This window comes from Candidatus Bathyanammoxibius amoris (assembly GCA_024451685.1).
In the GTDB taxonomy this organism is placed as follows: domain Bacteria; phylum Planctomycetota; class Brocadiia; order Brocadiales; family Bathyanammoxibiaceae; genus Bathyanammoxibius; species Bathyanammoxibius amoris.
The window spans coordinates 31,846-58,834 of the sequence record JAMXCW010000004.1 but is presented as its reverse complement, the minus strand read 5'-3'; the positions used below and the strand labels follow the sequence as shown (position 1 = coordinate 58,834).

The window sequence follows — 26,989 nt, the reverse complement described above, 5'->3', positions numbered from 1 at the left end:
GACAAAGTTGATGAAATGCGGTTTTATCCCCGCAATTATAGTGTTAACCATTGTTGCTATTACGGTGAATGTTTATTACGGCCTTATCAAAAAGCCAGCTAGGAGTGAGGCAGTTACTATAGAAACAATAACGCTAAAGCTGGAAAAGACACGTTGAACTACTTTTAGGGAAACCGTTATTTTACGCTTTAGAGCGTTTCTTTCCTTTCGTATTATTTCCCAGCGAGTTGATTATGAAGTCTCTTGGGATTCTTAGCCTGATGCCTATTTTTGCCGCCCTGTTTGTTTCCTCCTGTACCACTGAAACCAGCGACTATGGCGTTTCCAGTTATCATAACTATCGCGGGATTGACCACTATGAAAGCGGCAGGCTGGACGAAGCGACCCGAGAGTTCAAAAAGGCCGTAGCGGTCAGGCCCGACTCCGCGAAAATGCACTTTAACCTTGGAATAGCCCACTACGAGAATGGTGAGCAGGACAAAGCGACCGAGGAGTTCAAAAGGGCGTTGAGTATCAATCCGGCGTATGTAGAGGCCCGCAGCGCCCGGGGCAATGTGTTCATGGATAATGGAAAGGTTGAGGAGGCCCTTCTACAGTATAAAGAAGCCATAGAGGTCGACGGAAACTATGCAGACGTGCATAATAACCTTGGCAATGCCTACTGGCTCATGGGAATGCGTGAACAGGCCATTTCCAAGTATAAGGATGCGGTAGAGCTTAACCCGAACCTCGATATTGCTTACGTTAACCTGGGACATGCATACACGGAGGAGGGCATGTTGGACGAGGCCCTGAAGAAGTTGACGAAGGCCTCAGAACTAAACCCTGACATGGCGGAAGTACATCACTACCTGGCGGACGTTTACTATGAAATGGGAATGTTGGAAGAGGCCGTCTCTGAGTACAAAAAGGGCATAAGCTACTACGGACCTGACGCACCTGCCCGTAGACTGGCCATGGCTAACAGCCAGATGGCCCTTGCTTACTACAGGGTGGGAGAGTATGGTGAGGCAATGTCAAGATTCAAAAGGGTGCTGGAGCTAGACCCGAACTTTGCGCGGGCCACCGTGCCGGAGGCAGAGCCGTCTCATAAGGCCACGTCAGTGGAAGTGCTGATGGAAACTGTCTCAAGGGAACGAGAGCTGGCGGAGAGCTATTCCTCAATGGGAGACAAGGTTAAGGCCCTGGAACAGTGGAGGAGTCTGATCGTCCACTGCCTTGAGGCGGGCAGCATGCCGGGTGCCAGGATTGAGAGAGATGCTCTGGAGGAGGCATGTTCTTCTTTCAATGAATTACTCCAGGCCGATACTTTTGACAAAGCTTCACAAAAGATTCACCTGACGATGGCACAGGCATATTTGAAGAAGGGTGACATCGAGGAGGCGCAATTCGAGTTGAAAAAGGCCCTCGAGATTAATCCTACCCTTTTGGGGGCGCGGCTTGATTTGGTAAAAATACTTATCAAGGAGAATGACCCTGAAAGCGCACTTAGAGAGGCCGGGAAGGTTGCGCTACTCTACCCGGGCAACGAAGAGGCCGAGCTCCTTCTGGGAAATGTATACTTGAAAATGGATATGCTTGACAAGGCAATGGAGCAGTATAACAAGGTGCTGGAGTCATCGACCGGGAGGGCAAGCGTCCACAACAACCGTGGTATAGTATATGTGGGACAGAACAGGCTGGACGATGCTATCAGGGAATACCGCACAGCCATGGGGACCGTCCCGTCGTCAGCCAGACTGCACATGAATTTAGGGCGCGCATATTACAGGAAAGGCATGGCGGAAGCAGCGGACCTTGAGTTTGACAGGGCGCTGGGCCTGAACCCTAATCTCGCCAGTGCGTATAAAGGTAAGGCGATGATTGATGAGGACGCGGCAAGATTGGAAGAAGCCATCGCCAATTACGAGCAGGCGCTGGGGTTCTTCGACGAAAACAGGTATCTACAAAAGGCTGAGATACACGACCACCTCGCGTCCATCTATTCCAAGAAGTATATGACGGAACTGGCCGTAAGTGAATTGCTCAAAACACTGGAGTTAAGGCTTTCCGTAATTACGGGCTATGATGAGCAGGGACTTGAATACTATGGTAAGAGCATGTTCGAGGAGGCCTTTAGATATTGGGAAAGGTCCCTGGAGCTCAAGCCCGTCCTGGCGGGGTTGTATGAAAGGCTTGGGACGTGTTATGTGCGCACGGCAAGGTACGATGAGGCCACTCTCGTCTACAGAAACGCCGCCAATATGTATAGTCGGAAGAAAAGCAAAGCTTTGATGCATTACAATATAGCTGATATTATGTTAGAAGAAGGGCTGCTGGAGAGCGCCATTACAGAATATGAAAAAGCCATTGAATTAGACCCGGCGCTGGGGAATGCCTATGTGGGGCTCGGCCTGGTGTACGACAAAAGAGGCATCCTGAAAAAGGCCGTTTCTTACTATAAGAAGGCGTTAGAAATAGATCCCAGTCTGGCCGAGGCCCACAAGAACCTGGGCTTATGCTATCATAAGCAGGGTCTCAAGAAAGAGGCGAAAAAGGAATTTGCAATATACAATAACAAAACACTAAAGGAGTAGAGATCGATGAGAACGCCTTTATGCGTTATCCTGGCAGTGCTTGTCTCAGGTTGTTTCGGTGGTGGCGGTAGTAGAACTACGAGGATGGACGCCGTGGAACAACAGCTGGCAGTAGTGATTGAAAGGATTGGGACCATTGAGGAAACCAACGAGGAAATTATGGAGAACGTGGAAGAACTTGCCAAAGACACGTCGACAGACCGAAGGCTGACTTTTTTGGAAGAAAAACAGGCAGGTATGGAGAAGATGCAACTTGAGCTGGTTTCCTACCAGGAATCATTAAAGGGGTCCGTCGTTAAATTACGTGAATATACCGAATCGCTGAACATAAAGGTGGGTCAACTGGGCAAGAAGCAGAAGGCGGAAGTTGCCGAACAGAGGCGAAAACGCCTGGAGGAAAGGCTGAGAAGCCAGATAGAAGAAGAGGTACAAATACAGGAGATACCCAGAGACAAGATAATAAAAATAGAGCGACTGGCGCCGCGGCCCGAATCCGGGATAAGGGCGGAAGCGGAAGCGGAAGCAAGGGCGGAAGCGAGAAGGAAAAAGAGGGCAGCAGCAGCCGCCAGGAGAGAACGTGCTCGAGCTGAACAAGCAAAGAAAAAAGAAGAACTGATCATTGTGGGGGAGGAGGAAGTCATAGTAGAGAAAGGCGGCGTTGTGGAAGAGAAAAAGAGCGGCTTTATCCTTGAAGATTTTTAGGACTCGTGACGGTCTCTAGAAATCAATGACGGGCCAACCCTTTATTTTTGCATAGATTCTCAGGCCCAGATGCGGATTTACCGCAACGGGGTTGCCAACCATGCTGAGGAATTCTATATCAGAAAAGTGGTCAGCGTAGGCATAGGAATTCTTCAGGTCTATTTCCATTTTTAAGGCGAGGTCTTCCAGTGTCTTGGCCTTGCCGTGGCCGTAGACATGAGTGCTCTGGAGTTCGCCCGTGAGCAGGCCGTCTACCCTCTGAAGGTTTGTTCCTATAGCTACGTCAGCCCCGCAAGACTCCTTAAACTGCTTTGCCAGTATGTCAAGTGTGCCCGACAGGAGAATAATGCTGTAACCGGATTCCTTCTTCTCCTGCATCTCTTTAAGGGCTTTCGCAGATATCAGAGGCATTATCTCCTTTTGGAAACACTTTACCGCCTCTTTCTCCAGTACCGCTGCGTCCTTTCCCTTCAAATAGGATTTGTTGTTCTTGATGAAGATGCCGTTCAGGCTGATTAGTTTCGTCAGGAAAGTAAACACAGAGCGAACGATATCCCGGGCAGTAACAATGCTCCGTCGCATCAGGTATCTGATGAAGATGCGCTCGGAGGAGTGCCTCTTCAGGATGGTGTTGTCTATGTCAAAGATAGCGGCCTTTTTCATGTGGCCTAAGAGGTCTCTTTTAGGCGGTTCTCGAAGATGTACCTGCGCCCTTCCCAGATAACAGGCAGCCCACGTAACAAACACATAGCCACAGTGCCATAGATAAGCACGAACTTTATGGTTATCATATAATCGATCCAGGCCACCGAAACGTTGGCATTTCCTATAGTAACCATCAGGCCAATGTAGGCGAAGCAAACGCACTTAGCGAGGGCGTAGAGGCCACGGCTCCAGTTTGAGCTGACGAGAAACCTGGCCCACCCCTCCTTCTGCATGGTTGTTTCTCCAAAGGCGGTTAGACCCTGGGCAAGGGCGAGACTCCTTATATTATCAACCACCGCAGCCCTTGTAATTACTATAATCGGTATCCAAAAGGAGTACTCTCCAACACAGGCAAAATATATCCACAGCACGTTTTCTACTATCCGGTCACCCAGGATGTCCAATACGGCACCCTGTTTAGACGTCTCACCATACCTGCGGGCTATATATCCGTCAAGGCCGTCCATTGCTATGACACAGACAATAAGGAGTGTAGCTATCGCGTCAAAGGCGAACCCGTGCCCAAAAAGCACTGCAATTACGAATACCAGCAATATTCTCAAAAGTGTTATAACGGTAGCCTTCAAGACGGTTTTCTCCTTCGACAGATTCTACATACTGCGGCACGGTCTTTCAAGGGGAAAAACACCCAAACCCTGCGATTGTTGGCTCTTATGTCATCATTTAGTTTTTCCTTGACAAGTAATAGGGGTGTATGTTAAGTGTTGTGGGTGATTATAAATCTTTAGAGGTCTATGGGCGCTTCGGCACAAACACTATGGCAAAAGCAAAAACAAAATCAAAAGTAAAATCAAAGGCAAAGGCAAAAACAAAGGCAAAAAGAACAAGGAAAGTTTCAAGACTTAAGCGTCTGAAAAAGTGGACGGTGTCAGAGATCTCTAAACTCAGAGAAGAGTACCCGGTTACAGAAACCACGAAACTGGCCAAAAAGCTTGGCAGGACCCTGGAGGCCGTACGCTTCAAGGCCAAGAAACATGGTCTGACGAAGACGGTCGCATACATGGAATCCTTATATGCCAAGGCGAGAAAGGCTGTGTCCAGAAAGAAAATATCCAAAAAGAGAAGATGATAGTAAGTTTTATTGCTGCAGTGGTTAGGGCCGCTTTTTTCAGCCTCATATTGATTGTCCTTCCGACCGGTAGTATCCAGGCAGACTCTGACAAGGTATTCAAGGACGGGGATACGTACGTAGAGCTGAAAAACGCAAAGAAGTTAAGGGGCGCGTCTCCTCCGTTCAGCCAGCCGTATATTATAAGAGAAGAAAAGCTGAGCAATATCCTGCGCTCACTCTACTACAGAGAAAAGGGAATACTGGGTAAAAAGGGGGGCAAAAAGATCTTCAATGAAACAGAGATAGAGACGCTGGTTCCACTTATTACAGACACCCTTTCCAAGGCAAACGCGGATGAATATCTCTATGTTTACGTCCCACGTGACAGGGCACTCCTTGATGATTTGGAGACAATCTTCTGCGTGTTCGTTACGGAAGATAACATTAACCTGGCCTTTAGCAGCGTACGATCGAGGTCGAAAAGGATGCTACGCAGCGCCCCAAGGAGAGGTCGTTCCACAAAAGACCCAACTTCTATCAAGAGCAGTGGTTTCTGGGAGCTTGGGCTCGGCGAAGGCCATAGCTACAAACAGGGCCACAGAAACTGGGTAGTCATAAACCTGCATGAAAAAACCTTCGAAGCTACACCTGCCTCCCCCTTAGCTGAACGAGGGCAGGAGAAGGGGTTTGAGTTCTTCGCGCATACTAACCCCGCACTGGAAGAAAGACTCAGGCAGCTGGAGGAACGGGTTGGGATTGTGTCTTCAGACGGTTCAATCTCAGGCTTCCAGCCCACGGAGGATGAATCTTCCTCCGAGGAAGGAATGAGCCTGAACCAGAAGTTCAAGGACCTGAAAGAACTCCTGGACGATGACCTTATCTCGCCTGAAGAGTATAGCTATAAGAAAAAGGAACTCCTCAAGAGGGAATCAAAGTCCGGCGGGTCTGTTCCGCAACGACTCAAGGAACTCAGGAACCTGCTGGACGAAGGCCTGATTTCAGATAGGGATTACGAAAAGAAGAAAAGAGAACTGCTCGAGAGACTTTAGGCGCAAGGCCATTTAACAGAATAGAGAATCTTGACCAAGAACCATCGTGACTGAAGGCCGTGCCCATTTACGAATTCAACTGCACAGGCTGTACACACAGATTTGAGGAGTATTTCTCCAGCCCCTCACAAAAGAGGTCTGTCAAATGCCCGGAGTGTGGGGGGCAAAAGACAGAGAAGGTTTTTTCTGTGTTTGGTATGGGCGGCGGCAACAACGCCTCCGGCGGCGGTTCTTCTTGCGACACATGCACATCCAAAGATTGTAGTTCTTGTGGTGGATAAAAGACCTTTACCTCACTGTCACGTTAGCCCGTTTTAATGTTATTGGGATATCATGAAAAATCTTTGGGCACCCTGGCGTCAAGAATATATCCAGTCAGAGAAAAAGGGATGCTTCTTCTGTCATGTCATTGAGGAGGACGACGACGATAAAAACCTGGTCGTCCACAGAGAAAAAGAATGTTTTCTGATATTCAATAAATATCCCTACAATTACGGCCACCTGATGGTAGCACCCAACAAACACAAGTGCGACGTCGATGAATTGAGCGACAAGGAGATGCTGGGGATAATGAAACTCATCGGGAGAACAAAGACGGCCTTGAGGCAGCACATAAAACCGGACGGATTTAATATAGGGGTAAACATAGGTGTTTCGGCGGGGGCCGGCCTGCTGCACCTTCATTTTCACATAGTGCCGAGATGGGCGGGCGACACCAATTTTATGCCCGTCATTTCTGACACGAAGGTTGTCTCCCAGTATAACTCGACGCTGTTAACGAGGCTTAAAGAGTCCTTCTGAGGCCGGTGACAGGTGATTACCAGGAAAGACATAGAAGAACGGGAAGAAAGAGAACTTGCCGGCTATGCCATGAAGAGCAGGGATTCTCTCGGCAGAAAACACCCGGAAGAAGAACATGACTACCGGAGCGTCTACCAGAGAGATAAGGACCGTATTATCCATTCCACCGCCTTCAGACGGCTTGAATACAAGACCCAGGTCTTTGTGAACCACGAGGGAGACTACTACCGTACCCGGCTTACTCACACGATGGAGGTGGCGCAGATCTCGCGCTCCGTGACCAGGGCCCTCAATCTGAATGAGGACCTCGCTGAGGCCATTGGCCTGGCACACGACCTTGGACACACACCTTTTGGCCACTCCGGTGAGGAGGCGCTGTCCGAACTCATGCGGGACCACGGGGGTTTTGAACACAACCTGCACGGCCTGCGGGTGGTTGACATGTTGGAGAAACGCTACCCGGGATTCCCGGGGCTTAACCTATGCTGGGAACTGAGGGAATCTATCGTGAAGCACGGCTCCACCGGGAATATAATCACGGAATTCAATCCGGAAGAGAGGCCGCTCCTTGAGGCACAGGTGGTGGAAAACGCCGACTCTATAGCGTACGACAACCATGACCTCGATGACAGCCTGAAAGCGGGACTTATAACCGAAGACGACCTGGAGAGTGTCGAACTGTGGCGCTACGCCTCAGAAAACGTCGAAAAGAAGTGGAACGGCCTGGACAAAGGATTCAAGAAGACACAGACCATCATATTCCTCATAAACCTTGAGGTTACCGACCTGATAAATAATACGCAGCGGAGGCTGGAAGACCTCGGTATACGAGGTGTGCAGGACGTGCGTAAGTGCAAAGAGCCTATTGTGCAGTTCTCACCGGAACTGGCCCGGCAGAAAGAGAAACTGCAGGACTTCATTAACGAAAGGGTGTACCGGCACTACCGGGTAATGCGCATGGCGGATAAGGCCAAACGGTTTGTTGAAGAACTCTTCAGGGTTTATGTCGCCAACCCAAGGCAGCTGCCGCCGGATGCCCAGTACTGGGTAAAAGAGGCGGGCGTTTATCAAGGCATCTGTGACTACATAGCCGGTATGACAGACCGCTACGCCCAGGACGAATACATGAAGCTGTTCTATCCCTATGAGAGGGTATAGCAGGCACGGTGCATCGAGACGCACCCTACAACACGATGCCACACGTATCTATAATAATGGCCGCCGCGGGTATTGGCGTGCGGATGGGCGGAGACGTAAAAAAGCCCTATCTTCTCCTCAAGGGTAAACCCATCCTCCAGCATTCCCTGGAAAAATTCCTTGATGTGGACAGTGTCCGCGAAATAATCCTTGTGATGGGTCAATCCGAGGTTGAAGAAATTGGAGACGAATGGGCCGAAAGATATAAAGACCGCAGTGTCAGCGTTAAGATAGTGCCGGGCGGGAGGAGGAGGCAGGACAGCATATACGAGGGCCTGCAACATCTTGAACCGGATACAGAGATAGTGCTGGTGCATGACGCCGTCAGACCCATAGTGACCAGAGAGATGATAGAGGCTGTAATCAACAAGAGCACCACATCCGGCGCGGCCATACTTGCCGTACCCGTAAACGCCACCGTCAAAGAGGTGGAGGGAAAAGGGAGGGTAATACGCACCGTAGACAGGGGTAAATTATGGCTGGCCCAGACACCCCAGGGTTTTAAGAAAGACATTCTGGAGAGGGCCTATGACGCCCTTGTTGAAGAAGACGCCGAGGTCACCGACGACGCCCAGGCGGTTGAGAGACTGGGCCACCCCGTCGAGATAGTCCCCGGCAGCCACACCAACATCAAGATTACCACCCCCGACGACCTTGCCATAGCCGAAGCCCTTTTGGGATAAAACCGCGCTGTTCCTGTAAGGTGGTTTCAGGTAAGAGCTTACAGGAGATGTGGTGTGCCGGGGTAATCCCTACAATAATTTCTTTCATGTATATTTTCAATATTTTACGGTCGTATGTTTCGTCTCAACCGTTCACACCACAATGCATTAGGAATTTATAATCTTTACGGCCCTGTCAGGTCCGCTCTGGCGGGTTTGCAGAATCCTGAAGGTGTGGTATACTTTTGTCGGTAACTGCAAAGGGAACCAAAGGTGTATAGAACTGTTTACCTCTAACAGCCCCTGGCGGAGGGGGGCACGTGGGTAATGATACCCACAGAAGTGCTAGTTTGTAGTACGCAAAAAGGTCATATAGGTAGGACAAAATACACCTTTGGTTCCGTCTATCAATACTCCGTTAAAAATGTCTTTATGCGGCCCGCCGATATATTAAAATACTACTATAAACGCCACGCCGATTAACATTACTACGCCCCCAAGCAGCCGTTCTCTCACGTTTGTCTCGCGGAATAGTAGCCATCCGTACAGCACGCCGAAGATAAGACTGGTACGTTTTACCGACAGCATATAGGGCACCTCTATCAGCTGTATGGCCAGGTTGTGCGTAACAAACATTAGCAGGTTTGAGACGCCGATGGTTGCGAAAAGAAATGGACGGGAAGCCGCGTTTTTAAAGCCGTTGGCGGGCTTCATCATCATCATGAGCGGGAAGAGGGCCAGGGCTATTACGGCGGGATAGGCTGCGGCAAAGAAGACGGGTCCTGAATGGAGGATGGCAATCTTCCCGAGGTTAGAGGTGATGCTGTATATAAAGGCCACGGCAATCATGAGTAAAGAGCCTTCTTCGTTATAAATTGCGCGCAGCGGGCCGAGCAGGCCCTCCCTGGTAGAGCGTACGTTGAGCAGGTATGCACCCAGCGCAATGAGTAATATCCCAATCAGGCCGGACTCATCCGGCTTCTCTCCCAGCATGAAGTAGCTGGTGCCTATGAGGAAAACCGGGGTCAGGGAAAGGAACGGGAGGGTGAGCGACAGGGGTGAATGTTTAATCGCCCTTATTCGCAGGATGAGGGCCAGGATCTCGAGGGGTATCAGCACTATGGTGACCAGGAAAAAGGTGGAGTCTAACGGGGGAATCTCAATAAACAGGAGCATGCACAGCAGGAACGGGAGCGCATACCCGTAACGCACCCAGGCCACGGTGTACACGTCGCTGTCCTCAAGGGCCTTTTTTGAGAGTGCAGAGGTCGAGGCATCGAAGAAGGCGGCAAGTTCAGAATAGTAAAACCAGGTCATTTTGGTCTTCCTGTTCGGTCTCCAGGAACATCCATCCTTTCAGGTATTTAAGGTCGCCTGAATGCGGAGCCGGACAATATACAATACATCCGTCGCATCAAAAGACGGCTATAAGCACCACGCCGATTAGCATTACTACACCCCCAAGGAGCCTTTCTCTCACGTTTGTCTCCCGGAATAATATCCAGCCGTATAAAATCCCCATGACAAGGCTGATACGTCTGACCGAGACCACATAGGAAACCTCTCCAAGCTGGAAGGCCAGATTGCCCGGGATAAGCGTTAGTATAGTTGACAGCCCTATGGAAGCAAACAGTATGGGCCGGGAAAACACCTTCTTCAGGGCGCCACCGCCTTCTAACATTAGAAGGGGAAAGAGGGCCAGCGCCATGATAGCTGGATAAACTGCGGCAAAGAACATGGGGCTTGAATGCAGGATGGCAAGTTTACTGAGATTGCCGCTGATACTGTATATAAGAGCAACGGCAATCATCAGGACAGAACCCTCTTCCTCAAGGATTGCGCGCAGCGGGCCGAGCAGGCCATCCCTGGTAGAGCGTACGTTGAGCATGTACGCCCCCAGCGCGACAAGTAGTATCCCTGCCAGACCTGACCTGTCAGGCCGTTCCCCTAACATGACGAAGCTGGTACCGACGAGAAAGACAGGGGTCAGGGCGAGGAACGGGAGGGTAAGTGAAAGGGGGGAGTACTTTATGGCCCTCACATACAGAATAATGGCAAGACTGTTGAGCGGCACCTGCACAAGATTAACCAGAAAGAAAGTGGAGTCTAACGGGGGAATCTCAATAAACAGGAGCATGCACAGCAGAAACGGGAACGCATACCCGTAGCGCACCCAGGCCACCGTATATACGTCGCTGCCATCGAGGGCCTTCTTAGAGAGCGCAACGGAACTGGCGGTAAAGAACGCGGAGATAAGCGAATAATGGAACCAGGTCATGTCTGTCCCTAATAACCAGGGTTGAAAAAAACAGGCGGCCCTCGTGCAGAGATTTAGGGCCGCCGGAAAAAAGACCGGTCATACCGTGGGCGGGGCTTCCTTATCCAGTCCTGCAGGGCCTTATGAGAAGCGCCCTTCGGTTCGCCTGTGAAATGAACGGCAACAATAGCCTTTTCTTACAGGTAGAGACCTCTGCAAAGCTCCCCACAATTGTCATTCTGAGGGAGTGAAACGACCGAAGGTGTAGCGTGGCAGCTTGCTGCCACGTTCAACGTTGGAGCAAGCTCCAACGCTACAAAAACTAGATTCTTCACTGCCCCTTCGCTCCGCTCAGGGCTTCGGCTCAGAATGACATAAAGCCCTGTAGTGACTTTTTCAGAGGTCTCAAGTATTATTTGAACATACTGCAATCACCGGGGCAGATAGGATAGCGGATTAACTGGCCTGTCGTTATTGAAGACTTTGAAGTGCAGTTCCGGTGTTGTCACACTGCCGGTCTGGCCCGCCTGGGCAATTCTCTGCCCTTGCTTAACCCAGTTGCCCTTTCTTACAAAGACCTTTGAATTATGGGCATACCAGGTGTGGATGCCGTCGTTGTGCCTTATCACAACTACCTTACCCCAGCCGTCAGGATTTTCAGTTACAACTTCAACCACGCCGCCTTTTGCCGCCAGGACGTCCTGCCCGGATTGCGTTTCTATGTCTATCCCCGTCCACTTCTGCCCGTTCACGATGTCACCGTAACGCTGGATGATTTTCCCCTTAACGGGCCAGATGAAACCTTTGCCGGATGCCGGCCCGGGGGTAGTGTAAGACGTGGAAGCAGTGCTTGCGACTGATGAATAACCGCTGCGGGGTATCAGTAGTTCTGTTCCTACGTTGATATCCGTTACGTCCTTAATCCCGTTTAGCTGGATGATTGTCTGGGGCGGGATATTGTATCTCCGGGAGATCGCCCACACCGTCTCGCCGTGCCGGATCTTATGAGTGGTATATCCGGGTCTTTTAAGCGCGGCAGGTGTCGGAGGGACAGCTTCCGGTGGTCGGGCGCAGCCGGAGAAATACGCTAGCAACAATACTGTCAAACAAAGCCTTAGCAGGGAAGTCCGGCTGGTTTTTTCTGGCGAACCTTGTAAATCTACTTCTGAAATCACCTGCTAGCGGGTCCTTTGCTGGTAGAAATGGAGCGGGCGATGGGATTCGAACCCACGACACCCAGCTTGGGAAGCTGGTATTCTACCACTGAATTACGCCCGCGTGTTTGTTGTATATCAACCTTCAGCGGGAATTTAAGCACAAAACATATCAAAGTCAAGGGACAATTTGCGCACCCTGGAAAGTACCCCTGCGGCGAAGCTCACCGCTGATAGACCGGACGACCTCACCCTTACCGGCGGTCCACAGGGGAGCGACAAGGCCGTCTCCCTGGGTATCTCCGACCAGTCTCTGAACGGTGATGTCCGGGGAAAGGTTTTCCAGAAAATCGGCGGCAACGGAGACGTATTCCTCCATCTCCATGGTCTTCACCCTCCCCGACCTGTATTCCCGTTCCAGGGCGGTGCCTCTTGCCACATAGAGATGGTGTAGCTTGATGCCGTCGATACCCATGCTGGAGACCTTGCGTGCCGTGGCTATCATGTCTGAGCGGTTTTCGCCGGGCAGGCCGAGTATGACGTGCGCGCAGACGTTCACACCCCCAAGCGCCTTGGTCCTGTACACCGCGTCCTCGAATTCCTGACAGGTATGGCAGCGGTTTATGCGCTCGAGGGTATCGTCGTGGATACTTTGAAGGCCGTACTCTATCCAGACGTGATAATCGTCGGAGTAAGAGTTTATGAGCCTCAGCGCCTTGTCTGAAACACAGTCCGGCCGGGTGCCTATTGAGAGGCCGATGATGTCTTCTTCATCCATGGCCTCGTCGTATCTGGATTTTAGTGTTGAGATGTCCGCGTACGTGTTACTGAAGGCCTGAAAATAGACGATAAACTTCTCCGCCCCGTACCTGGAGCGGAGAAATTTTTTGCCCCTGCGTATCTGCTCTCTGACAGGCGACGTCAAAGGGCCTTTGGCGTTGGGACTAAAGCTCTCGTTCTCACAGAACGTGCAGCCGCCGGTGCCCCTGAAACCGTCCCTGTTGGGGCAGGTGAAACCCGCGTGGATTGGTATCTTGTGTACCTTGAACGGGAACCTCTCCTTGAGGTAGCGGCCGAAGGAGTAATATCGCGTCTCGCGTTGCCAGGGTCTTTCTACTGCGTATACTTTTGACATGTTACTTTATCCGCTACAGGCGCAAACGTTGAGCAAGTCTCAGGTAAGACGATTTCCGAGTTTAGCAGATTACGCAAGGCGTGTCAACGCGGGCAGGTTCTTTGGGTGATGTCCGTGTGCACAAAAGAAGTGAGGCGGGTTTTTTTAGAGATAATTGATGAGAGAATTTTTGTTTTCGTTTTAGTGGAGGAAGTCAATACCGAATAACAGCATGCCACCGTCAATGCCGCCGTTTGGTTCGACCGTACTCATGTTGGAGATATGTCTGATGCGTCCCATGAGGCTAAGGGCGGTCGTGTCGTTTATAAAGTATTTAACCCCCAATCCTCCCTGAGGGCTGGCGTTAAACTTTGAGCCCACGTCGGGGACCTGGCTGCCGAGGTTAGTGTAAAGAAACCCTGCCCCCGCAGAGAAGAAAGGTACAAATTGTGTCCCTGTCTCAAAATTATAGGTGAACAATAGATTAAAACCGGTCTCATAGGCCGCGCCGGGTGTCATAAACATCCCGGCCACACCTTCCAGCTCTACCTCAAAGGCTCCCGGGATGAGGCCGTCAAAGTCGGCAACGATATAACCCCATTTTGGAAGCAAAATGAAATCGGTTATAATTTTGTCCTCAGGGCTAACCGCAAAGCCGCCGCTTATACCATACTCTTGCATGCCCGCTTCATAGTGCTTCTTTTTATCAAGATGCACCTTTTTTTCTTGAAAATCCACCTGCGCAGAGGCGGAAGCACTGAGAAAAGCGGCTATTACGAAAACAGGCAAAACCCCCAATTTCACTAATTTCCCCATGGCGGAATTATATTCACTAAGTGTCTCATATGTCAAGGATTTAATGGGGGGGTAGAATGCCTATGAGGCAGTATTATGATACTTACGTATTCTGGGCGAATTTACCTGGTGCTTAAGCAAAAGGGGCCTGAAAAGAAGACAGGCTATGGAGTGATTTCTTTTATTACGAGGTGTTCGCCCCGGAACGTCACACGGGCGCCGGTGTCGAGTTCCACAACCAGGCCGCCATGCGCCGACAGGTCCAATATCTTGCCCGTATATTCGATGTCTTTTTCCTGTAGCCTTACCCGGTGTCCTATCATGGGGCACAGTTCCGCGCCCCGCTTTCTGATATTCCTGTAGTCTCCTTTCTTAAAATGTGCGTACCATCCGTCCAGCCGCATCAGAAGGGCCTGTGAGAACGCGATGCGGTTGACACGCGAGCCTTTTTCCAGGAGCAATGAAGTGGCGGGGTAGATGACGCCCTTCGGCAGTTCCGGCCCTGTAAGGTTTGCGTTTATTCCTATACCGGCCAGGAAGTACGGCTTCCTTCCTCTGGGTGCCTTCGTCTCCACCAGGACGCCGCATACCTTTTTGTTATTGATGATGACGTCATTAGGCCATTTTATGTAGGCGGGCAGGTTCAGGAAGTCGCGAATGGCCTCCGCGGTAGCCACGGTCATCATCACCGTCAATAAATATATACGATCGGCCTTTATATGTGGTCTCAATATGGTGGTCATTAGTATCCCCTTGTGTCCGGGGCAGTACCAGTGGCGTCCCACCCTGCCTTTTCCGGCGCGCTGTCGTTCTGCAAAGACGGTGGTCCCTTCGCGGGCGCCCTTTTCCGCCAGCCTTGCGGCCACGTCCATGGTGGAATCCACATCTTTGTACGTAAGTATGTCCCGGCCGATTATGTGTGTCTTGAGCCCCCGATGTATTTCGTCTGGTATCAGACGGTCAGGGATGGCCTTAAGCCGGTATCCGTGGCGTGGGCGGTGGTCAATGACGTAGCCTGCCTGCCGTAAGTGCCGGACTTCCTGATATAGCCGGCTCCGGGTCAGGGAGGTACGCAGGAGCAGTTCGCTGGATGTGAACCGTCTACCTATGTTGTCACGCAGGCAGTCGAGCAGTGTTTTTTTCAAGGCAGAGACGTCCTTGATCCTGTTTAAGATGTTGAGGTGGGCCGGATTATAACAGTATTACGGCACGAGAGTCAACCTGATTGATGCCGCGGCATTTTGAGTTGACACCATTCTGGTTGTGTGGTAATAATTGCGGCATCTGCCTTCTGCTTATGTATTGCAGACTTAAAGACCTGCAGGGTTTTGACGAAGATCCACACGTGTTGAAAGGGTAAGGTCATGCCAATCGAAGGACACGCAGACTACAAACGGCGGGAATACTGCAAGGAAACGAAATGCCCCGTACAGCTGGAGCTGGACACCCGGCAGGAAGGTTCCGAGGAGCACCAAAACATACGCCAGAAATGTCAGACCGCCTGTATACGCACCACGTACGAGTTTCACCACTGGTTGATAGATAAAGGCTATCTGATAGTGCGGCCCGAAAAATGAATTTCATAGATATAATATGGTGCAAGAGGGTGAAGCAGGCCGCAATGCCCCCTCTTGTCGGTAACTCAGATAATTCGAGGAGGATCAGTTATGGATTGGGGAATGCAAAACCGCCTGGCGCAGCTTATAAAACAAGACGGCCACTGTATGTTTATGCCGATAGACCACGGATACTTTCTGGGACCCACAAGTAAACTCGAAAGACCCGGCGATACGATTAAGCCTATAATCAGGTTTGCTGACGCGCTCTTCGTAACGAGGGGGGTGTTGCGCTCGGCGATTAACCCTGACAAGAGCAAGCCGATCATCCTCCGTGTATCCGGCGGAACCAGCGTCGTCGGGGGAGACCTTGCCAACGAAGGGCTTACCACATCCGTAAGAGAGGCCGTGAGGCTTAACGTCGCGGCGGTCGGCATTTCGGTCTTTATCGGGAGCAGCTATGAGCGCCAGACGCTGTTAAATCTCGGGAAGCTTGTGGATGAGTGCGAGGAGTACGGCATCCCCGTAATGGCGGTTACCGCAGTCGGCAAGGAGCTTGAGAAGAGGGACGCCCGTTATCTGTCCCTGTGCTGCCGCATCGCCGCTGAGCTGGGCGCGCGGGTGGTGAAGACGTACTGGTGTGAAGACTTTGACAAGGTCACGGGCGGCTGTCCCGTCCCGGTCGTTATCGCCGGAGGTCCCAAGTTTGACACTGAACTCCCCGTCTTCGAGTTCGTCCACGACGGTATGGAAAAGGGGGCCATAGGCGTAAACCTGGGCAGGAACATCTGGCAGAACAAACACCCCGTTGCCATGGCCAAGGCCCTGCACGCCATTATCCATAAAAAGGCCACCGCCGGGGAGGCCAACGAGATATTCAATGAGGTCAAGAGCGGTAAAGAGGTCGTAGCTTCGTAGGTGTGAGAAAAGTCTTCCTAAAATTCCATTTCTCTGATTTCCTGCGCAGGGACGGGATTACCCCGCCCCTACAACAAAACGTAGCGTGGGAGCTTGCTCCCACGTTTTTTAACTAGGCATTCCCAGTTCATCGGTACACATGCGCGTAGCGGTTTATTACAACAACAGTGACGTGCGGCTTGAAGAAAGGCCGGTTCCCAAAGTCGGCGACGGCGAGCTGCTGGTAAAGGTGATGGCCAGCGGCGTCTGCGGCAGCGACGTAATGGAGTGGTACCGCGTCAAGAAGGCTCCACTTATACTCGGCCACGAGATTACGGGAGAGATAGTCGAGGTTGGGGAGGGGGTTGTGCAGTATAAAAAGGGCGACAGGGTGTTTGTCTCGCACCACGTCCCCTGCAACACGTGCCACTACTGCCTGAACGGCAACCATACCGCATGCGATACCCTGCACACCACGAATTTTGACCCCGGCGGGTTCGCTGAATACCTGCGTGTGCCGGAAATCAACGTCGACAGGGGGGTGTATGTCCTGCCCGGCGAGATGTCTTACGAAGACGGTTCCTTTATCGAGCCCCTTGCGTGCGTGGTACGGGGTCAGAGGACGGCCCGCCTGCGGCCGGGCGGCAGCGTACTGGTCATAGGCAGCGGCATTTCGGGACTGCTCCACATAGCGCTTGCCCGCGCGCTCGGTGCGGGACGCATAATCGCCACCGATTTGAACGAATACCGTCTCGACATGGCCGGGAAATTTGGCGCGGACGCGGTCATGCGTGCCTCCGATGACGTACCTGCGCGGCTCCCGGAGATGAACAGCGGCCGGCTTGCGGACGTGGTGATAGTATGCGCCGGTGCCCTCCCCGCCTTTGAACAGGCGCTGAGGTCGGCGGACCGCGGCGGCACTGTACTATGTTTCGCGCCCACCGAACCCGGCGTCGAGCTGCCCGTCCCCGTCAACGATTTCTGGCGCAATTCCATAACCATAATGCCCTCGTACGGCGCCGCGCCCGTGGACATCGCCACGGCAATGGAACTCATACGCGCCCGCAGGGTACCTGTTAATGAGATGATTACACACCGCCTGGGTCTGGCCGAGACGGGTAAAGGTTTCGGGCTTGTCGCGGGCGGCGGGGAATCAGTCAAGGTCATTATTGAGCCGCAGAGATAGGCGTGGAGGACTACGATTCTCAGAACCGTTAACATCAACGACCGTAAAGGTCGTTGTCTACCCGTTAATTAATAGATTATGCTGAAAGAATTCCAACGAGTCGGCAGACAACTCCTGCACCTGGGGCTGATAACCTCCCACGGCGGAAACGCCAGCGTCCGCAGGGGCAGCTTCATGCATATCACCCGCCACTCCGCCATGCTGGGAGACCTGCAAAGGGGCGACGTGGTCAGGGTCTCTTATGTCAATAACAATGCAAGGGGGCGGCATGTTACGGTATCCAAGGAGTACCCGGTCCACAGGGAGATATATGAGACGACAGGCACGGGGGCCGTCATCCACGCGCATCCTCCAAACACCATCGCCCTCTCACTGGCGGCCAAGAATATACAACCGCTGGACGCTGAGGGCAAAATCCTCCTGGGCGAGATACCCGTGGTTACTACGCGGAATGTGGTTGATGCCGTGGGGTCCAAACAGGTGGCTAAGGCGGTGGCGGCGGCCCTCAAGAAGTCCCACGTAGTGATGGTCAGGGGGCACGGCAGTTTTGCGGCCGGCGAAACACTTGAAGAGGCCCTGTACTATACCTCCGCCCTCGAGGAATCCTCGAAGATAATCCTTGCGCTTGGGAAACGGTAACAAGTCGTAGGTGTTTGTAATAGAAATTCTTAAGCAAGCCGTTTTGTGTTGACCCTGTTAATATGAGTGGTTATAATCCGTCTTAGGAGAGGTGGCTGAGCGGCTGAAAGCGGTGGGTTGCTAACCCATTGAGGGGGTTTTTACCCCCTCCCCGGGTTCGAATCCCGGCCTCTCCGCCATATTTTTGCTTTCGGCTATTAGGGGGCTGTTGCCTTGACAAGCTATTGTTTTGGCTATTTTCCAAGGATTGCTCAAATCAAGGACAAGTGTCCGCTCACCAATGCAGAAGTTCGAACAGCTCTTTTTGAGGACATCCTTCCGTCTATAAATATTTATAAGCAAAGGCTGGAAGAAAACATCCGAGAATTACTACTTATTAAAAACGGTTAATAAAATTAAACATATGAGAAATAAGAATTTCGAAGCTAAAAAAGTTGCAATTAAGGATCTAACCTTGTGGGATGCAAATTCCAGATTCCCTGATTATCTTCAAGATGGGAATGAGGGAGAATTAATCAAAGTTCTATTAGAAAGATATGATATTGCAGCTTTAGCTAATGAAATAGTAGAAGAGTTTTATTTGCCTCAATTAGAAAAACTGGTCGTTTGGAAAACGAGGGATAAAAATGTTGTTTTAGAGGGCAATAGAAGAGTTGCGGCTTACAAATGCTTAATAAATCCAAATCTTGTCAGAGAGGATAATTTAAGAGGAGAGTTTGAGGCTTTAAAGAATAAAATCCCCATCAGCGAAGAGTTTCAACTAGAATCCGTCGTAACATCTAACAAAGAAGAAGGAATGCGTTATGTAAAGCGGAAGCACTATCATGGCAATAATGAGAAAAGATGGGAACATTATGAACGAGACCACTACATTAAAAGAACAAGAGGCGAGTCTGAAGATAAGCTTTCTCCAAAGGAACGAAAGAGTATATTTCGAGCTAGACTTGGTGAGAAAATTGAGTTACTTGACTTTCCACGGAAGATAAAACAAGAAATACTAGGGAGAGGCTTTACGACAATATTTTATAGAGTGGTAGACAGTGCGCAAGGTAGAAAAAAATTAAAATACGAAAAAAAAGATGATTACGGTCTATACATTGATAATGAAAAAGAGTTTTTGTCTCTACTAAAAGTGATTGTATATAATATTTTTCATAAAAAAACATTATCTGGAGAGCCACTTAACACTAGAACTCTTAATAAAGACACCGAGATACAAAAATATCTAAATTCCATATCGATTACTGATGCAAAAGTTATTGATGGTCTAATTAAAATAGCAAGAGAGAACCCTCCTAAAGCAAAAGAAGCCCCCAAAATAAGTGTTAGGAAAACTAAGATAGTTGAACAAGGAAGCTTTTCATCGCTTATTAACCCAAGAAAAGCGCTACCAAGAATTAAATCTGAAAAAATAAAGGAGGTTTTTAGAGAGCTGCAAGAGGTTAATGTAACTAAGTGTCCAACGGCAAGCACTCTTTTAGTAAGGACATTAATTGAAATTACAATAGATGAGTATTTAAAGAAGAAGGGTGATTCAAGAAAAGACGGGAAGCCACTTGTTAGCAGAATCAATCATGTAAGAGATAAGTATATTAAAGACGAAGATTTAAAGGACACAGTTGTTTTACTTAATAACGAACTGCTGACAAAAAATTTAAACCAAGTAGTTCATAACACAGTCTTTTCAGCGACAGGGACTACTATAAAGGATTTATGGAAAAATTTGAGCAAGTTTTTTGGTTTTCTCGTTAATGATCCAAAAATGAAAAAGTAAAATTTATTTGATAGTGTTATGAAAAAAATCACAAGCCCATTAAGATACCCTGGATCTAAAAACAATTTAGTTAAATATATTAAGAAAGTTTTGGATTTTAATGAATTCAAGCCTGACGTTTTAGTAGAACCCTTTGTTGGTGGGGGAAGTGTTTCATTAAATTTTTTATTAAATAACTGGGTGAATAAAGTTATTATTGCCGACAAAGATCGGTTAATATATAGTTTTTGGAAGGTTGTATTTAACGATCCTAAATGTTTAATAAAATTTATCAAGAATGTAGATATAAATGTTGAAAACTTTTGCAAATATAAAAAAATAGCAACAAGTAAAGAGGCAAGTAATAAAAAATTCGCGGAGGCATGTATATTTTTAAACAGAACAAGTTTTTCAGGGATTTTAAAAGATAGCACTGGGCCGATAGGCGGAAAGAAGCAAAACGCAAAATATAAAATAAATTGTAGGTTTAATAGAAAATTATTGATTGAAAAAATAAAATACATTTCTCACTTTAAGAATCGGGTGATTGTCTTGCCGTATGGCTGGGAAAAAACGATTAGATATGCTGAAAAGGTAAAACAAAATAATAAGATATTTTTTTATTTTGACCCCCCCTTTTACAAAAAGGGTAATCGTTTGTACAGGCATTATTTTAACGAAAAAGAGCATTTAGAATTAAGCAAGGCAATTAAACGCCTGAAAAATAAATGGATTTTGAGTTATGATAAAGCACAGGAGATAAAGAAAATGTACAGGATATACAGAGGGTGTATACGCTCCGGTTTTGCCTTTCCGTACTCAATAAATTCACCTGCAAGAAGAATGGAAGAAGAATATTTTATTACCCCATTTAAAAAACCAGCTAAACGATATTTAATAAAAGACGATATAAATTTCTAAGCATTGTTTCAAACAACTATAGCATGGGTGCTCTGCCACCCATGTTTAAGTTACACTGTCTACATTGATGTCTGACTGGGGACAGAGCCCCAGTCCTATATCACTGTTTTGTAAATACGTGTTTAGCCCATGAAGGTAGGAGTAATAGCGGACACCCACGATAACGTGCCGATGATACGGCGGGCCATGGAGATGTTTAAGGCGCATGACGTGGAATGCATGATACACGCCGGTGACTACGTGGCGCCCTTCGCCCTGAAGGAACTGCAGAAACCGGGGATAAAAATAATCGGTGTGTTCGGCAACAATGACGGCGAAAAGCAGGGTCTTAAAAAACTTTGCGGCGAGGTGCACGAGGCGCCGTTCATGTTCGAACTTGACGGCCGGAACATCCTTGTGACACACCATCTGGAACGGGTGCGGGATAAACTGAAAGAAAAGGCCGACGTGGTCATATCCGGCCATACGCACGAGCCTGAGATAAACGGCGGCAGGCCGCTGTTTATAAACCCGGGGGAGTGCGGCGGGTGGCTTTACGGCAGGCCGTCTGCCGCCATTCTCGACCTGGAGACACTTGAGGCGCATGTTGTCTTTCTTGAACAATAACAGCAGGTATTTTCAGCTATGTGCATGCCTGGCGCTTATTATCCTGAGCGGTGCCGGATGCGTGACCAGGACGCTTACCATCAAGACAGACCCTCCGGGAGCGCAGGTATTCGTCGATAACGAGCTGATCGGCGAGAGCCCGGTGGTGATGGAGTTTACCTACTACGGCACACGGAAGATTGTGATAGAGAAGAGAGACAAGGACGGGACGCTGGAATACGAAAGGGAGACTCTGTACGCGAAGATAGACACGCCATATTACCAGAGGTTCCCCATAGACTTCTTTTCCGAGGTAATAGTGCCGATGAAAATAGAGGACGACCATTTCCTGAGCATTAAATTGAGGAAAAAGAAGTTTGTGCCGTTGGTTGAGGTTAAAGAAAGACTGGAAAGGGAGGCCGCTGAGCTTCGGGTCAAGGCCTTTTCTACCGAGATTCCGTAAGTGTTGGTTGTACATGTGCCTGATTTGTGGTAGTTTATCTGGCGTATCAATTCGTTTTAAAGGAGGAATTTAGTGGCAGCAGGTTTTGAAGGTAAGCAGAAACACAGGCTGAACAGGAAGAAGTACCTGCTCAAGAGGCGCCAGAGAAAGGCCAAGGGTAAATAATAGCAGCAGGTCTTTTCAATCTGACTGGATAGGTCCGGACTGAGCTTTTATCAAGAAAACCCCCCGCCGGTTTATCACTCTGGTATAAACTAGTTACTGGCTACTGACCAATGAAGTCCAACATTCTTTGCATGGGTCCCGTCTTTCTCGCCCTGTTGGGCGGGCCGGTGGCCTATTTTCTACTACTCAAAATCCCCTGGGTAAGGAACACTGCCTGGCCCAACGTCTTTATCCTCCTGATAGCGGTGTCCTGGGCGTTAATACAATTAAGACAGGAACATTCAACCGGCACCTCTGTGGCGCTGGCGGTCACGCTGGTAATAGCCGCGGGGTTTCTATACGTGCGTTTCGGCCTCGCGTCGCTGCCCGAGGCGCATGTCAATGTCGCGGTCGGGAACGAGGCCCCTGGCTTCAAGCTGCCCGACTCTGAAGACAGGGAGTTTGTCCTCTCAGACCTCCGCGGAAAGGAAAACGTTGTACTGGTATTCTACCGCGGGGTGTGGTGAATGACGTGCAACGCGGAGCTCCAAGGTCTTGGGGCAAGGATACCGGACGTTAAGGGGTTGGAGGCGAGGCTGGTGGCGGTCAGCACGGATAGTGTGGAATCACTCAGGGTCTTTAAGGATGAAAAACTTGGTTTTGACGTAACGCTGCTCTCCGATCCAAAGTGCCAGGTCATCGCGCAGTACGGTCTTGTGCACCCGAAGGGGCACGAAGGCGGGGACATCGCGAGGCCGGCGACGATTGTTATAGACAAAGAGGGCAAAATCCGCTGGATGCGGGTTGCGCCGAATTTTATGGTCCGCCCGGCGCCCGAAGAGGTAATCGGGGCGCTGGAGAAATTATAGAAATTGTCAAAAGGATGGCGGGGCATACACGGTTAGGATGAACAGCGGCACGTCTCCCTCATTCCTCACGTAGTGGCTAACGCCCGCCGGGATGGTGAGCAGCATCCCCGGTCCGGCCACAGCCTCCTCCTTTCCCGCGCGCACGAACGCCCTGCCTTCCACGACGTAAATAATCTGGTCGCCGGGGTGTGAGTCTTCCCCTCCGGAGTCCTGTCCCACCTCGAAAGTCATCACCGCCGACTGGGTCTTCTCCGTCTGCTGAAGGATCTTGAAAAAACCTCCCTTGTGCCCGGATATGTCTATTATGTCCATAATTATTTTTCTCCAAAAAAATATGACAGGAATCTTTTGTCATTCATAATGTTCATGGAATTATGTAGCCGAATGGTTCCGGCGGTGTCAGGCCTTCGGGCCGGGAGGGCAGTTCCTCAAAGCAGTCGATAAAGTAATTGTCCGTCATACCCGCGATAAAGTCCCTGACTTTTTCCGCCGGTTGGGTGTTACGCGAATAGTCGTCGTTCTTATTATCCAAAAAGTCTTTGAATATGCGGGAATCTTCATTGCCCTGCTCTACGTGTTTGATGAAGGACTCGAACATAAACCGGAAGATTTTTTGTATCTTTTGTGCCTGCGTCTTTATCCGGGGGTTTTTGTAAATGTTCTCGTAGTTGAAATTTTTCAGCTTAACGAAAGCTTTAGAGACATGTCTACTAAAGGCCGCGCGGTCCCTGTCCAGGCTGTTCCTGATTAAATCCCTGACCAGGGTGTTTACCAGTGTTGCGACTATCTTGTCGGGGTCTATGCGGAGGGTCTCTACACAGTCGGCGGGGATGTCTTTCCGTCCGATAAGGCTCAGGGTGATGGCGTCTTGAATGTCTCGTCCCACATAGCTGATACCGTCCGCCAGCCTGACCACACACGCCTCAAGGGTCATGGGCAGGGGCTTCGCCCGTACGCTTTCGTCCATCTTTTCTTTCAACTCTCTTTCGTGGTCGGTCCATGTTTTGTTGCGGTATGGTTTAAGTGTGAGCAGGTCGCTCTCCCCGTCGTGGCAGAGGATGCCGTCGAGTACCTGCAGGGTCAGGTTCATGCCCCTGCCCTGCCATTCAATCCTGTTCAGGAAGCGGACGCCCTGGACGGAATGAACGAACATGCCGATGCCGTGTTCCACGCACAGTGCGGAGAGATAGTCTTCACCGTCATGGCCGTAGGCGCAGTGTCCCAGGTCGTGTCCCAGCGCGACGGCCTCTATCAGGTCTTCGTTGAGCCCCATGGCCCGCCCGATCACCCGGGATATCTTCGATACAAGCTGGACGTGGAGCACCCGGTGGGTGATATGGTCGTGGGGGACGAGGTAAAAAACCTGGGTCTTGTCTATGTACCTTGTGTATGCGCCGGAGTGGAGTATACGGTCGGCGTCACGTGAAAATGCGCCCCGCAGGTCGTCCTCCACCTCCGGGCGCCTGCGAAGGCCGTCGGAACTTTTGGTTGCGTATTTTTCGGATAGCAGCAGCCGCTCTTTCTCCGCATTATTTAGACCTATCTCATCGAAGAACGGGTCAGACACGAATACCACCCCTTTTCCGTCAAAAGAACCGCCAAAAAGACCGCCAAAAAAATTCCGGTGCATTTTTCCGGGATATTTATGATACCTGAAAATGTGTCGACTTTAAATGATGTTGGCGGCGGGGTAGGAGTTTAGGCCGGTTTATTTTAAAAACAGTTAATAGAAAATGGCCGGGTAATGTAAGACAGGTCCGCATTAATGTGGCAATTTTTTACAGGCGGACACTTTTCGGGCACCTCAGGCCAAAAAAGAAGGACTCGGGATTTTATCCTAAGTCCTTATATGGCAAATGGTAGCGGGGGTGGGATTTGAACCCACGACCTCCGGGTTATGAGCCCGACGAGCTACCGGACTGCTCTACCCCGCGTTCTTTATATAAAATAATATAACACAAAAACATCCCCTGTCAAGGCAATGATTTATGCAAAATTTTCAGGAATTATTTGTTGACACTAGCGTCTAAAGCCTTATACTCTTAAGATTAAGCTGGGAGTGGGCTGCTCACAGCAAATCGCTTCTAAAGTGGGGGGAAATCGGGATAATGAAGGGCTTTGTACTCTTTTTGTCGTTATTCTTAGTTGCCGGTTGTGCCATGCAGAGTCACGACCTGGTCTGGAAGAGTGACGACCCGTTTTACCGGTCAGAGCAGGAAAACGGAACCTTCGGGAAAAAGACCGCACTGGACAGGGCCGCCCAACTTGACCCCGCCACAGGCAAAGTGCAGTACTCCCAGTCATTTCTCGACGACCCACCCAGAAAGATTGCCATCCTGCCGTTTGAGAACCTGGAGGGAGGCAATTTCAGGCTCAACTGGATACCCGTTACGGCCCGTGACGAACAGGAAGAGGATGACTGGAGCTGGACCTACGCCAACAGGCTGAGAAAGTTCTTCTTTGCCTACATGTCGCTCAGGGAATTTGAGCTTCTTAGCTTGATGGAGACGGACACCATCCTGAAGGAATTAGAGATAAACAACTCCGAACAACTTTATAACACGGACGCGCGCGACCTTGCCAAGGTGCTCGGAGTGGATGCCGTGATATATGGAAAAATGACTAAGTACAGCGCCAAGTATTTATTCCTTTACACTCAGGTGGCCGTAGGGCTCTCGGTGAAGTGCGTATCAGGTAAGGACGGCCAGGATCTTTTTATCGCGAGCGAGGTAAGACGCGACAACAAGTTCCGCATGGCGTTCAGCCCGATAGACATGATTGCCACCTCTCTGCAAAACACTTTTAACGTCCGGAAACTTCATTTGGCCAGGGCCGCAGACGAGGCCTGCCGGGAGCTGGTCGCGAATATTCCCATTGTCGAGAAGCTGGTGAAGGAGAAAGAATCGTATTGGAAGAACTACGTCGCCTCTAACACTGACATACAGGCCATCAAGGAGAAAATAGCGATTGCCAACAGCGGCGGGGCAGTCCTTGTGGCCGAGGGCGCTAACGAGGAACCCAGCGTGGCAGATGAGGATAGCGGCGCCATCACTGCCATCAAGCCGGGTGAAGATACCCCTGAAGAAGTAATAGAGGGGGTGCAGCTTGCCCATGCCAATGGTGCAGGGCGGGCCACCGAGTCGCCTCGGGAACTGGACACTCTGCTGAGGGACAGCGTGCTGGACAAGGCCCTGGAATCGGGAGATACCGGGACGACTGCGGTTGGCGACACAACGGGCGGCGATAATTTTACCTATTTAGCTTCCACTCCCGGACTGACCGCGGATGACGGCCTGGAGGAGGTGATGGAGATTGCACGCGTCGACGTCGTTTATAATACCGTAGAAGGCGATACGCTAGAGATTGACGCGTCCGACATCGTCTACAGCAACACGGGTGTAGTGGCCGATAGCCCGGTGGACGAGGCCGACAGTCTAGGTGATGACGGTCTCTTTGAGATGAAGGAAATGCTGGAAGATGAAGTAATAGAAAAGAGTTTATCCGATTTTATCTACAGCAGTAAGAATGACCCCATTCCCCCCAACAGCGCCTCATAAACTGTTTTCCGGTAGACAGTCCCCCCTAATCTGAGAGTTCTGAGAGTCTGAGAGAATCACTCCAATACGCCTGTGTCTCCGAGCCTTATTAGCGAAGGAACTGGCGAAGTATCTCGTCACTTCACAAAAATTATTCGGTTACTCCACTCCCTGAGAATGAACCCGGCATGTAAGTGCTTTCGCGGGAGTGCCTCCTTCCTCTATTTTTCTTTAAATTAAATTGTTTAGGGTGGGCTGTTTTCCTGTCTATTGCTATCTATTTAATTCTATTAGGGGTTATGAGAGTGACCCTCTTTACACTTTATGTATGTTTAAGAGGGGCTGGTCAGATACAC

At 50.0% G+C, this 26,989-nt stretch carries 27 protein-coding genes and 3 tRNA genes; 18 read left to right on the top strand and 12 right to left on the bottom strand.

Annotation, left to right across the window (positions count from 1 at the left end; translation table 11 throughout):
• Positions 1-233: 233 nt before the first annotated feature.
• Together NOU37_03790 and NOU37_03785 are read left to right on the top strand one after the other, a co-directional pair.
• Positions 234-2,576, top strand: a complete 2,343-nt coding sequence (locus NOU37_03790) for a tetratricopeptide repeat protein (GenBank protein ID MCQ4574356.1) — start codon at positions 234-236, stop codon at positions 2,574-2,576.
• A gap of 6 nt (positions 2,577-2,582) precedes the next feature.
• Complete coding sequence (locus NOU37_03785) at positions 2,583-3,278, top strand: hypothetical protein (protein MCQ4574355.1); 696 nt, start codon at positions 2,583-2,585, stop codon at positions 3,276-3,278.
• A gap of 15 nt (positions 3,279-3,293) precedes the next feature.
• On the opposite strand, the gene NOU37_03780 is transcribed toward NOU37_03785, so the two are convergent.
• Positions 3,294-3,941, bottom strand: coding sequence for an HAD-IB family hydrolase (locus NOU37_03780; GenBank protein MCQ4574354.1), 648 nt, complete (start codon positions 3,939-3,941; stop codon positions 3,294-3,296).
• A 5-nt stretch (positions 3,942-3,946) separates the two neighbouring features.
• Complete coding sequence (locus tag NOU37_03775) at positions 3,947-4,570, bottom strand: CDP-alcohol phosphatidyltransferase family protein (protein ID MCQ4574353.1); 624 nt, start codon at positions 4,568-4,570, stop codon at positions 3,947-3,949.
• A gap of 191 nt (positions 4,571-4,761) precedes the next feature.
• On the opposite strand from NOU37_03775, the gene NOU37_03770 reads away from it, so the two are divergent.
• The 5 genes from NOU37_03770 to ispD all read left to right on the top strand — a co-directional run bounded on the left by NOU37_03770 (position 4,762) and on the right by ispD (position 8,785).
• Positions 4,762-5,073, top strand: a complete 312-nt coding sequence (locus tag NOU37_03770; protein ID MCQ4574352.1) for a hypothetical protein — start codon at positions 4,762-4,764, stop codon at positions 5,071-5,073.
• A complete protein-coding gene (locus NOU37_03765) occupies positions 5,070-6,104 on the top strand; it encodes an SHOCT domain-containing protein (protein MCQ4574351.1) in 1,035 nt (344 codons plus the stop codon). The genes NOU37_03770 and NOU37_03765 overlap by 4 nt, the downstream gene beginning before the upstream one ends.
• 333 nt (positions 6,105-6,437) lie before the next feature.
• Positions 6,438-6,905, top strand: coding sequence for an HIT domain-containing protein (locus tag NOU37_03760; GenBank protein ID MCQ4574350.1), 468 nt, complete (start codon positions 6,438-6,440; stop codon positions 6,903-6,905).
• Positions 6,906-6,917: 12 nt separating this feature from the next.
• Positions 6,918-8,063, top strand: a complete 1,146-nt coding sequence (locus tag NOU37_03755; GenBank protein MCQ4574349.1) for a deoxyguanosinetriphosphate triphosphohydrolase — start codon at positions 6,918-6,920, stop codon at positions 8,061-8,063.
• Between the two features lie 8 nt (positions 8,064-8,071).
• Positions 8,072-8,785 (top strand): 2-C-methyl-D-erythritol 4-phosphate cytidylyltransferase, encoded by a 714-nt coding sequence (ispD, locus tag NOU37_03750; GenBank protein MCQ4574348.1) that lies wholly within the window; start codon positions 8,072-8,074, stop codon positions 8,783-8,785.
• 429 nt (positions 8,786-9,214) lie between these two features.
• Here the strand turns inward: ispD and NOU37_03745 are convergent, their stop codons facing one another.
• The 7 genes from NOU37_03745 to NOU37_03715 form a co-directional block, all read right to left on the bottom strand.
• Positions 9,215-10,081: a DMT family transporter gene (locus tag NOU37_03745; GenBank protein MCQ4574347.1), complete on the bottom strand. Its 867-nt coding sequence runs from the start codon at positions 10,079-10,081 to the stop codon at positions 9,215-9,217.
• Between the two features lie 97 nt (positions 10,082-10,178).
• Complete coding sequence (locus tag NOU37_03740; GenBank protein MCQ4574346.1) at positions 10,179-11,042, bottom strand: DMT family transporter; 864 nt, start codon at positions 11,040-11,042, stop codon at positions 10,179-10,181.
• A gap of 410 nt (positions 11,043-11,452) precedes the next feature.
• The gene (locus tag NOU37_03735; GenBank protein MCQ4574345.1) at positions 11,453-12,127 is read right to left on the bottom strand and encodes a LysM peptidoglycan-binding domain-containing M23 family metallopeptidase; all 675 of its coding nucleotides are present in this window, start codon (positions 12,125-12,127) and stop codon (positions 11,453-11,455) included.
• A gap of 97 nt (positions 12,128-12,224) precedes the next feature.
• Positions 12,225-12,299: transfer RNA gene (locus tag NOU37_03730), tRNA-Gly, on the bottom strand.
• 54 nt (positions 12,300-12,353) lie between these two features.
• Positions 12,354-13,310, bottom strand: a complete 957-nt coding sequence (locus NOU37_03725) for a TIGR01212 family radical SAM protein (GenBank protein ID MCQ4574344.1) — start codon at positions 13,308-13,310, stop codon at positions 12,354-12,356.
• 180 nt (positions 13,311-13,490) lie between these two features.
• Positions 13,491-14,078 (bottom strand): acyloxyacyl hydrolase, encoded by a 588-nt coding sequence (locus NOU37_03720; GenBank protein MCQ4574343.1) that lies wholly within the window; start codon positions 14,076-14,078, stop codon positions 13,491-13,493.
• Positions 14,079-14,248: 170 nt separating this feature from the next.
• Positions 14,249-15,229, bottom strand: a complete 981-nt coding sequence (locus NOU37_03715; protein ID MCQ4574342.1) for a biotin--[acetyl-CoA-carboxylase] ligase — start codon at positions 15,227-15,229, stop codon at positions 14,249-14,251.
• 219 nt (positions 15,230-15,448) lie between these two features.
• On the opposite strand from NOU37_03715, the gene NOU37_03710 reads away from it, so the two are divergent.
• The 10 genes from NOU37_03710 to NOU37_03665 all read left to right on the top strand — a co-directional run bounded on the left by NOU37_03710 (position 15,449) and on the right by NOU37_03665 (position 23,097).
• Positions 15,449-15,661 (top strand): hypothetical protein, encoded by a 213-nt coding sequence (locus NOU37_03710; GenBank protein MCQ4574341.1) that lies wholly within the window; start codon positions 15,449-15,451, stop codon positions 15,659-15,661.
• A 54-nt stretch (positions 15,662-15,715) separates the two neighbouring features.
• Positions 15,716-16,558 (top strand): 3-hydroxy-5-phosphonooxypentane-2,4-dione thiolase, encoded by an 843-nt coding sequence (gene lsrF / locus NOU37_03705; GenBank protein ID MCQ4574340.1) that lies wholly within the window; start codon positions 15,716-15,718, stop codon positions 16,556-16,558.
• Positions 16,559-16,697: 139 nt separating this feature from the next.
• A complete protein-coding gene (locus tag NOU37_03700) occupies positions 16,698-17,723 on the top strand; it encodes a zinc-dependent dehydrogenase (protein MCQ4574339.1) in 1,026 nt (341 codons plus the stop codon).
• 78 nt (positions 17,724-17,801) lie between these two features.
• Positions 17,802-18,362: a class II aldolase/adducin family protein gene (locus NOU37_03695; protein ID MCQ4574338.1), complete on the top strand. Its 561-nt coding sequence runs from the start codon at positions 17,802-17,804 to the stop codon at positions 18,360-18,362.
• Between the two features lie 85 nt (positions 18,363-18,447).
• Positions 18,448-18,541 (top strand) — tRNA-Ser (locus NOU37_03690).
• 224 nt (positions 18,542-18,765) lie between these two features.
• Entirely contained in the window at positions 18,766-20,136 is a 1,371-nt protein-coding gene (locus NOU37_03685; GenBank protein MCQ4574337.1) for a hypothetical protein, read from the top strand.
• A gap of 18 nt (positions 20,137-20,154) precedes the next feature.
• On the top strand, positions 20,155-21,036 hold the full coding sequence (locus NOU37_03680) for a DNA adenine methylase (GenBank protein ID MCQ4574336.1): 882 nt from the start codon (positions 20,155-20,157) through the stop codon (positions 21,034-21,036).
• Positions 21,037-21,165: 129 nt separating this feature from the next.
• Positions 21,166-21,642 carry a metallophosphoesterase gene (locus NOU37_03675; GenBank protein MCQ4574335.1) on the top strand — a complete coding sequence of 159 codons (477 nt, stop codon included), beginning with the start codon at positions 21,166-21,168 and terminating at the stop codon, positions 21,640-21,642.
• Positions 21,620-22,084: a PEGA domain-containing protein gene (locus NOU37_03670; GenBank protein ID MCQ4574334.1), complete on the top strand. Its 465-nt coding sequence runs from the start codon at positions 21,620-21,622 to the stop codon at positions 22,082-22,084. Before NOU37_03675 ends, NOU37_03670 begins: the two co-directional genes overlap by 23 nt.
• A 296-nt stretch (positions 22,085-22,380) precedes the next feature.
• Positions 22,381-23,097 (top strand): peroxiredoxin, encoded by a 717-nt coding sequence (locus NOU37_03665; GenBank protein MCQ4574333.1) that lies wholly within the window; start codon positions 22,381-22,383, stop codon positions 23,095-23,097.
• 6 nt (positions 23,098-23,103) lie between these two features.
• Here NOU37_03665 and NOU37_03660 read toward each other — a convergent pair whose 3' ends face one another.
• From NOU37_03660 to NOU37_03650, 3 genes are all read right to left on the bottom strand, one after another.
• Positions 23,104-23,409: a cupin domain-containing protein gene (locus tag NOU37_03660; protein ID MCQ4574332.1), complete on the bottom strand. Its 306-nt coding sequence runs from the start codon at positions 23,407-23,409 to the stop codon at positions 23,104-23,106.
• 52 nt (positions 23,410-23,461) lie between these two features.
• Positions 23,462-24,727: an HD domain-containing protein gene (locus tag NOU37_03655; protein MCQ4574331.1), complete on the bottom strand. Its 1,266-nt coding sequence runs from the start codon at positions 24,725-24,727 to the stop codon at positions 23,462-23,464.
• A 227-nt stretch (positions 24,728-24,954) separates the two neighbouring features.
• Positions 24,955-25,031, bottom strand: a tRNA-Met gene (locus tag NOU37_03650).
• A gap of 174 nt (positions 25,032-25,205) precedes the next feature.
• On the opposite strand from NOU37_03650, the gene NOU37_03645 reads away from it, so the two are divergent.
• Positions 25,206-26,654: a DUF799 family lipoprotein gene (locus tag NOU37_03645; GenBank protein MCQ4574330.1), complete on the top strand. Its 1,449-nt coding sequence runs from the start codon at positions 25,206-25,208 to the stop codon at positions 26,652-26,654.
• The last annotated feature ends 335 nt before the right edge of the window (positions 26,655-26,989 follow it).

Coding starts and splice junctions, on each gene's coding strand:
- NOU37_03790 (MCQ4574356.1), top strand. CDS start 234: ATGAAGTCTCTTGGGATTCTTAGCCTGATGCCTATTTTTGCCGCCCTG.
- NOU37_03785 (MCQ4574355.1), top strand. CDS start 2,583: ATGAGAACGCCTTTATGCGTTATCCTGGCAGTGCTTGTCTCAGGTTGT.
- NOU37_03780 (MCQ4574354.1), bottom strand. CDS start 3,941: ATGAAAAAGGCCGCTATCTTTGACATAGACAACACCATCCTGAAGAGG.
- NOU37_03770 (MCQ4574352.1), top strand. CDS start 4,762: ATGGCAAAAGCAAAAACAAAATCAAAAGTAAAATCAAAGGCAAAGGCA.
- NOU37_03765 (MCQ4574351.1), top strand. CDS start 5,070: ATGATAGTAAGTTTTATTGCTGCAGTGGTTAGGGCCGCTTTTTTCAGC.
- NOU37_03760 (MCQ4574350.1), top strand. CDS start 6,438: ATGAAAAATCTTTGGGCACCCTGGCGTCAAGAATATATCCAGTCAGAG.
- NOU37_03745 (MCQ4574347.1), bottom strand. CDS start 10,081: ATGACCTGGTTTTACTATTCTGAACTTGCCGCCTTCTTCGATGCCTCG.
- NOU37_03740 (MCQ4574346.1), bottom strand. CDS start 11,042: ATGACCTGGTTCCATTATTCGCTTATCTCCGCGTTCTTTACCGCCAGT.
- NOU37_03725 (MCQ4574344.1), bottom strand. CDS start 13,310: ATGTCAAAAGTATACGCAGTAGAAAGACCCTGGCAACGCGAGACGCGA.
- NOU37_03710 (MCQ4574341.1), top strand. CDS start 15,449: ATGCCAATCGAAGGACACGCAGACTACAAACGGCGGGAATACTGCAAG.
- NOU37_03700 (MCQ4574339.1), top strand. CDS start 16,698: ATGCGCGTAGCGGTTTATTACAACAACAGTGACGTGCGGCTTGAAGAA.
- NOU37_03695 (MCQ4574338.1), top strand. CDS start 17,802: ATGCTGAAAGAATTCCAACGAGTCGGCAGACAACTCCTGCACCTGGGG.
- NOU37_03685 (MCQ4574337.1), top strand. CDS start 18,766: ATGAGAAATAAGAATTTCGAAGCTAAAAAAGTTGCAATTAAGGATCTA.
- NOU37_03680 (MCQ4574336.1), top strand. CDS start 20,155: ATGAAAAAAATCACAAGCCCATTAAGATACCCTGGATCTAAAAACAAT.
- NOU37_03675 (MCQ4574335.1), top strand. CDS start 21,166: ATGAAGGTAGGAGTAATAGCGGACACCCACGATAACGTGCCGATGATA.
- NOU37_03670 (MCQ4574334.1), top strand. CDS start 21,620: ATGTTGTCTTTCTTGAACAATAACAGCAGGTATTTTCAGCTATGTGCA.
- NOU37_03660 (MCQ4574332.1), bottom strand. CDS start 23,409: ATGGACATAATAGACATATCCGGGCACAAGGGAGGTTTTTTCAAGATC.
- NOU37_03655 (MCQ4574331.1), bottom strand. CDS start 24,727: ATGCACCGGAATTTTTTTGGCGGTCTTTTTGGCGGTTCTTTTGACGGA.
- NOU37_03645 (MCQ4574330.1), top strand. CDS start 25,206: ATGAAGGGCTTTGTACTCTTTTTGTCGTTATTCTTAGTTGCCGGTTGT.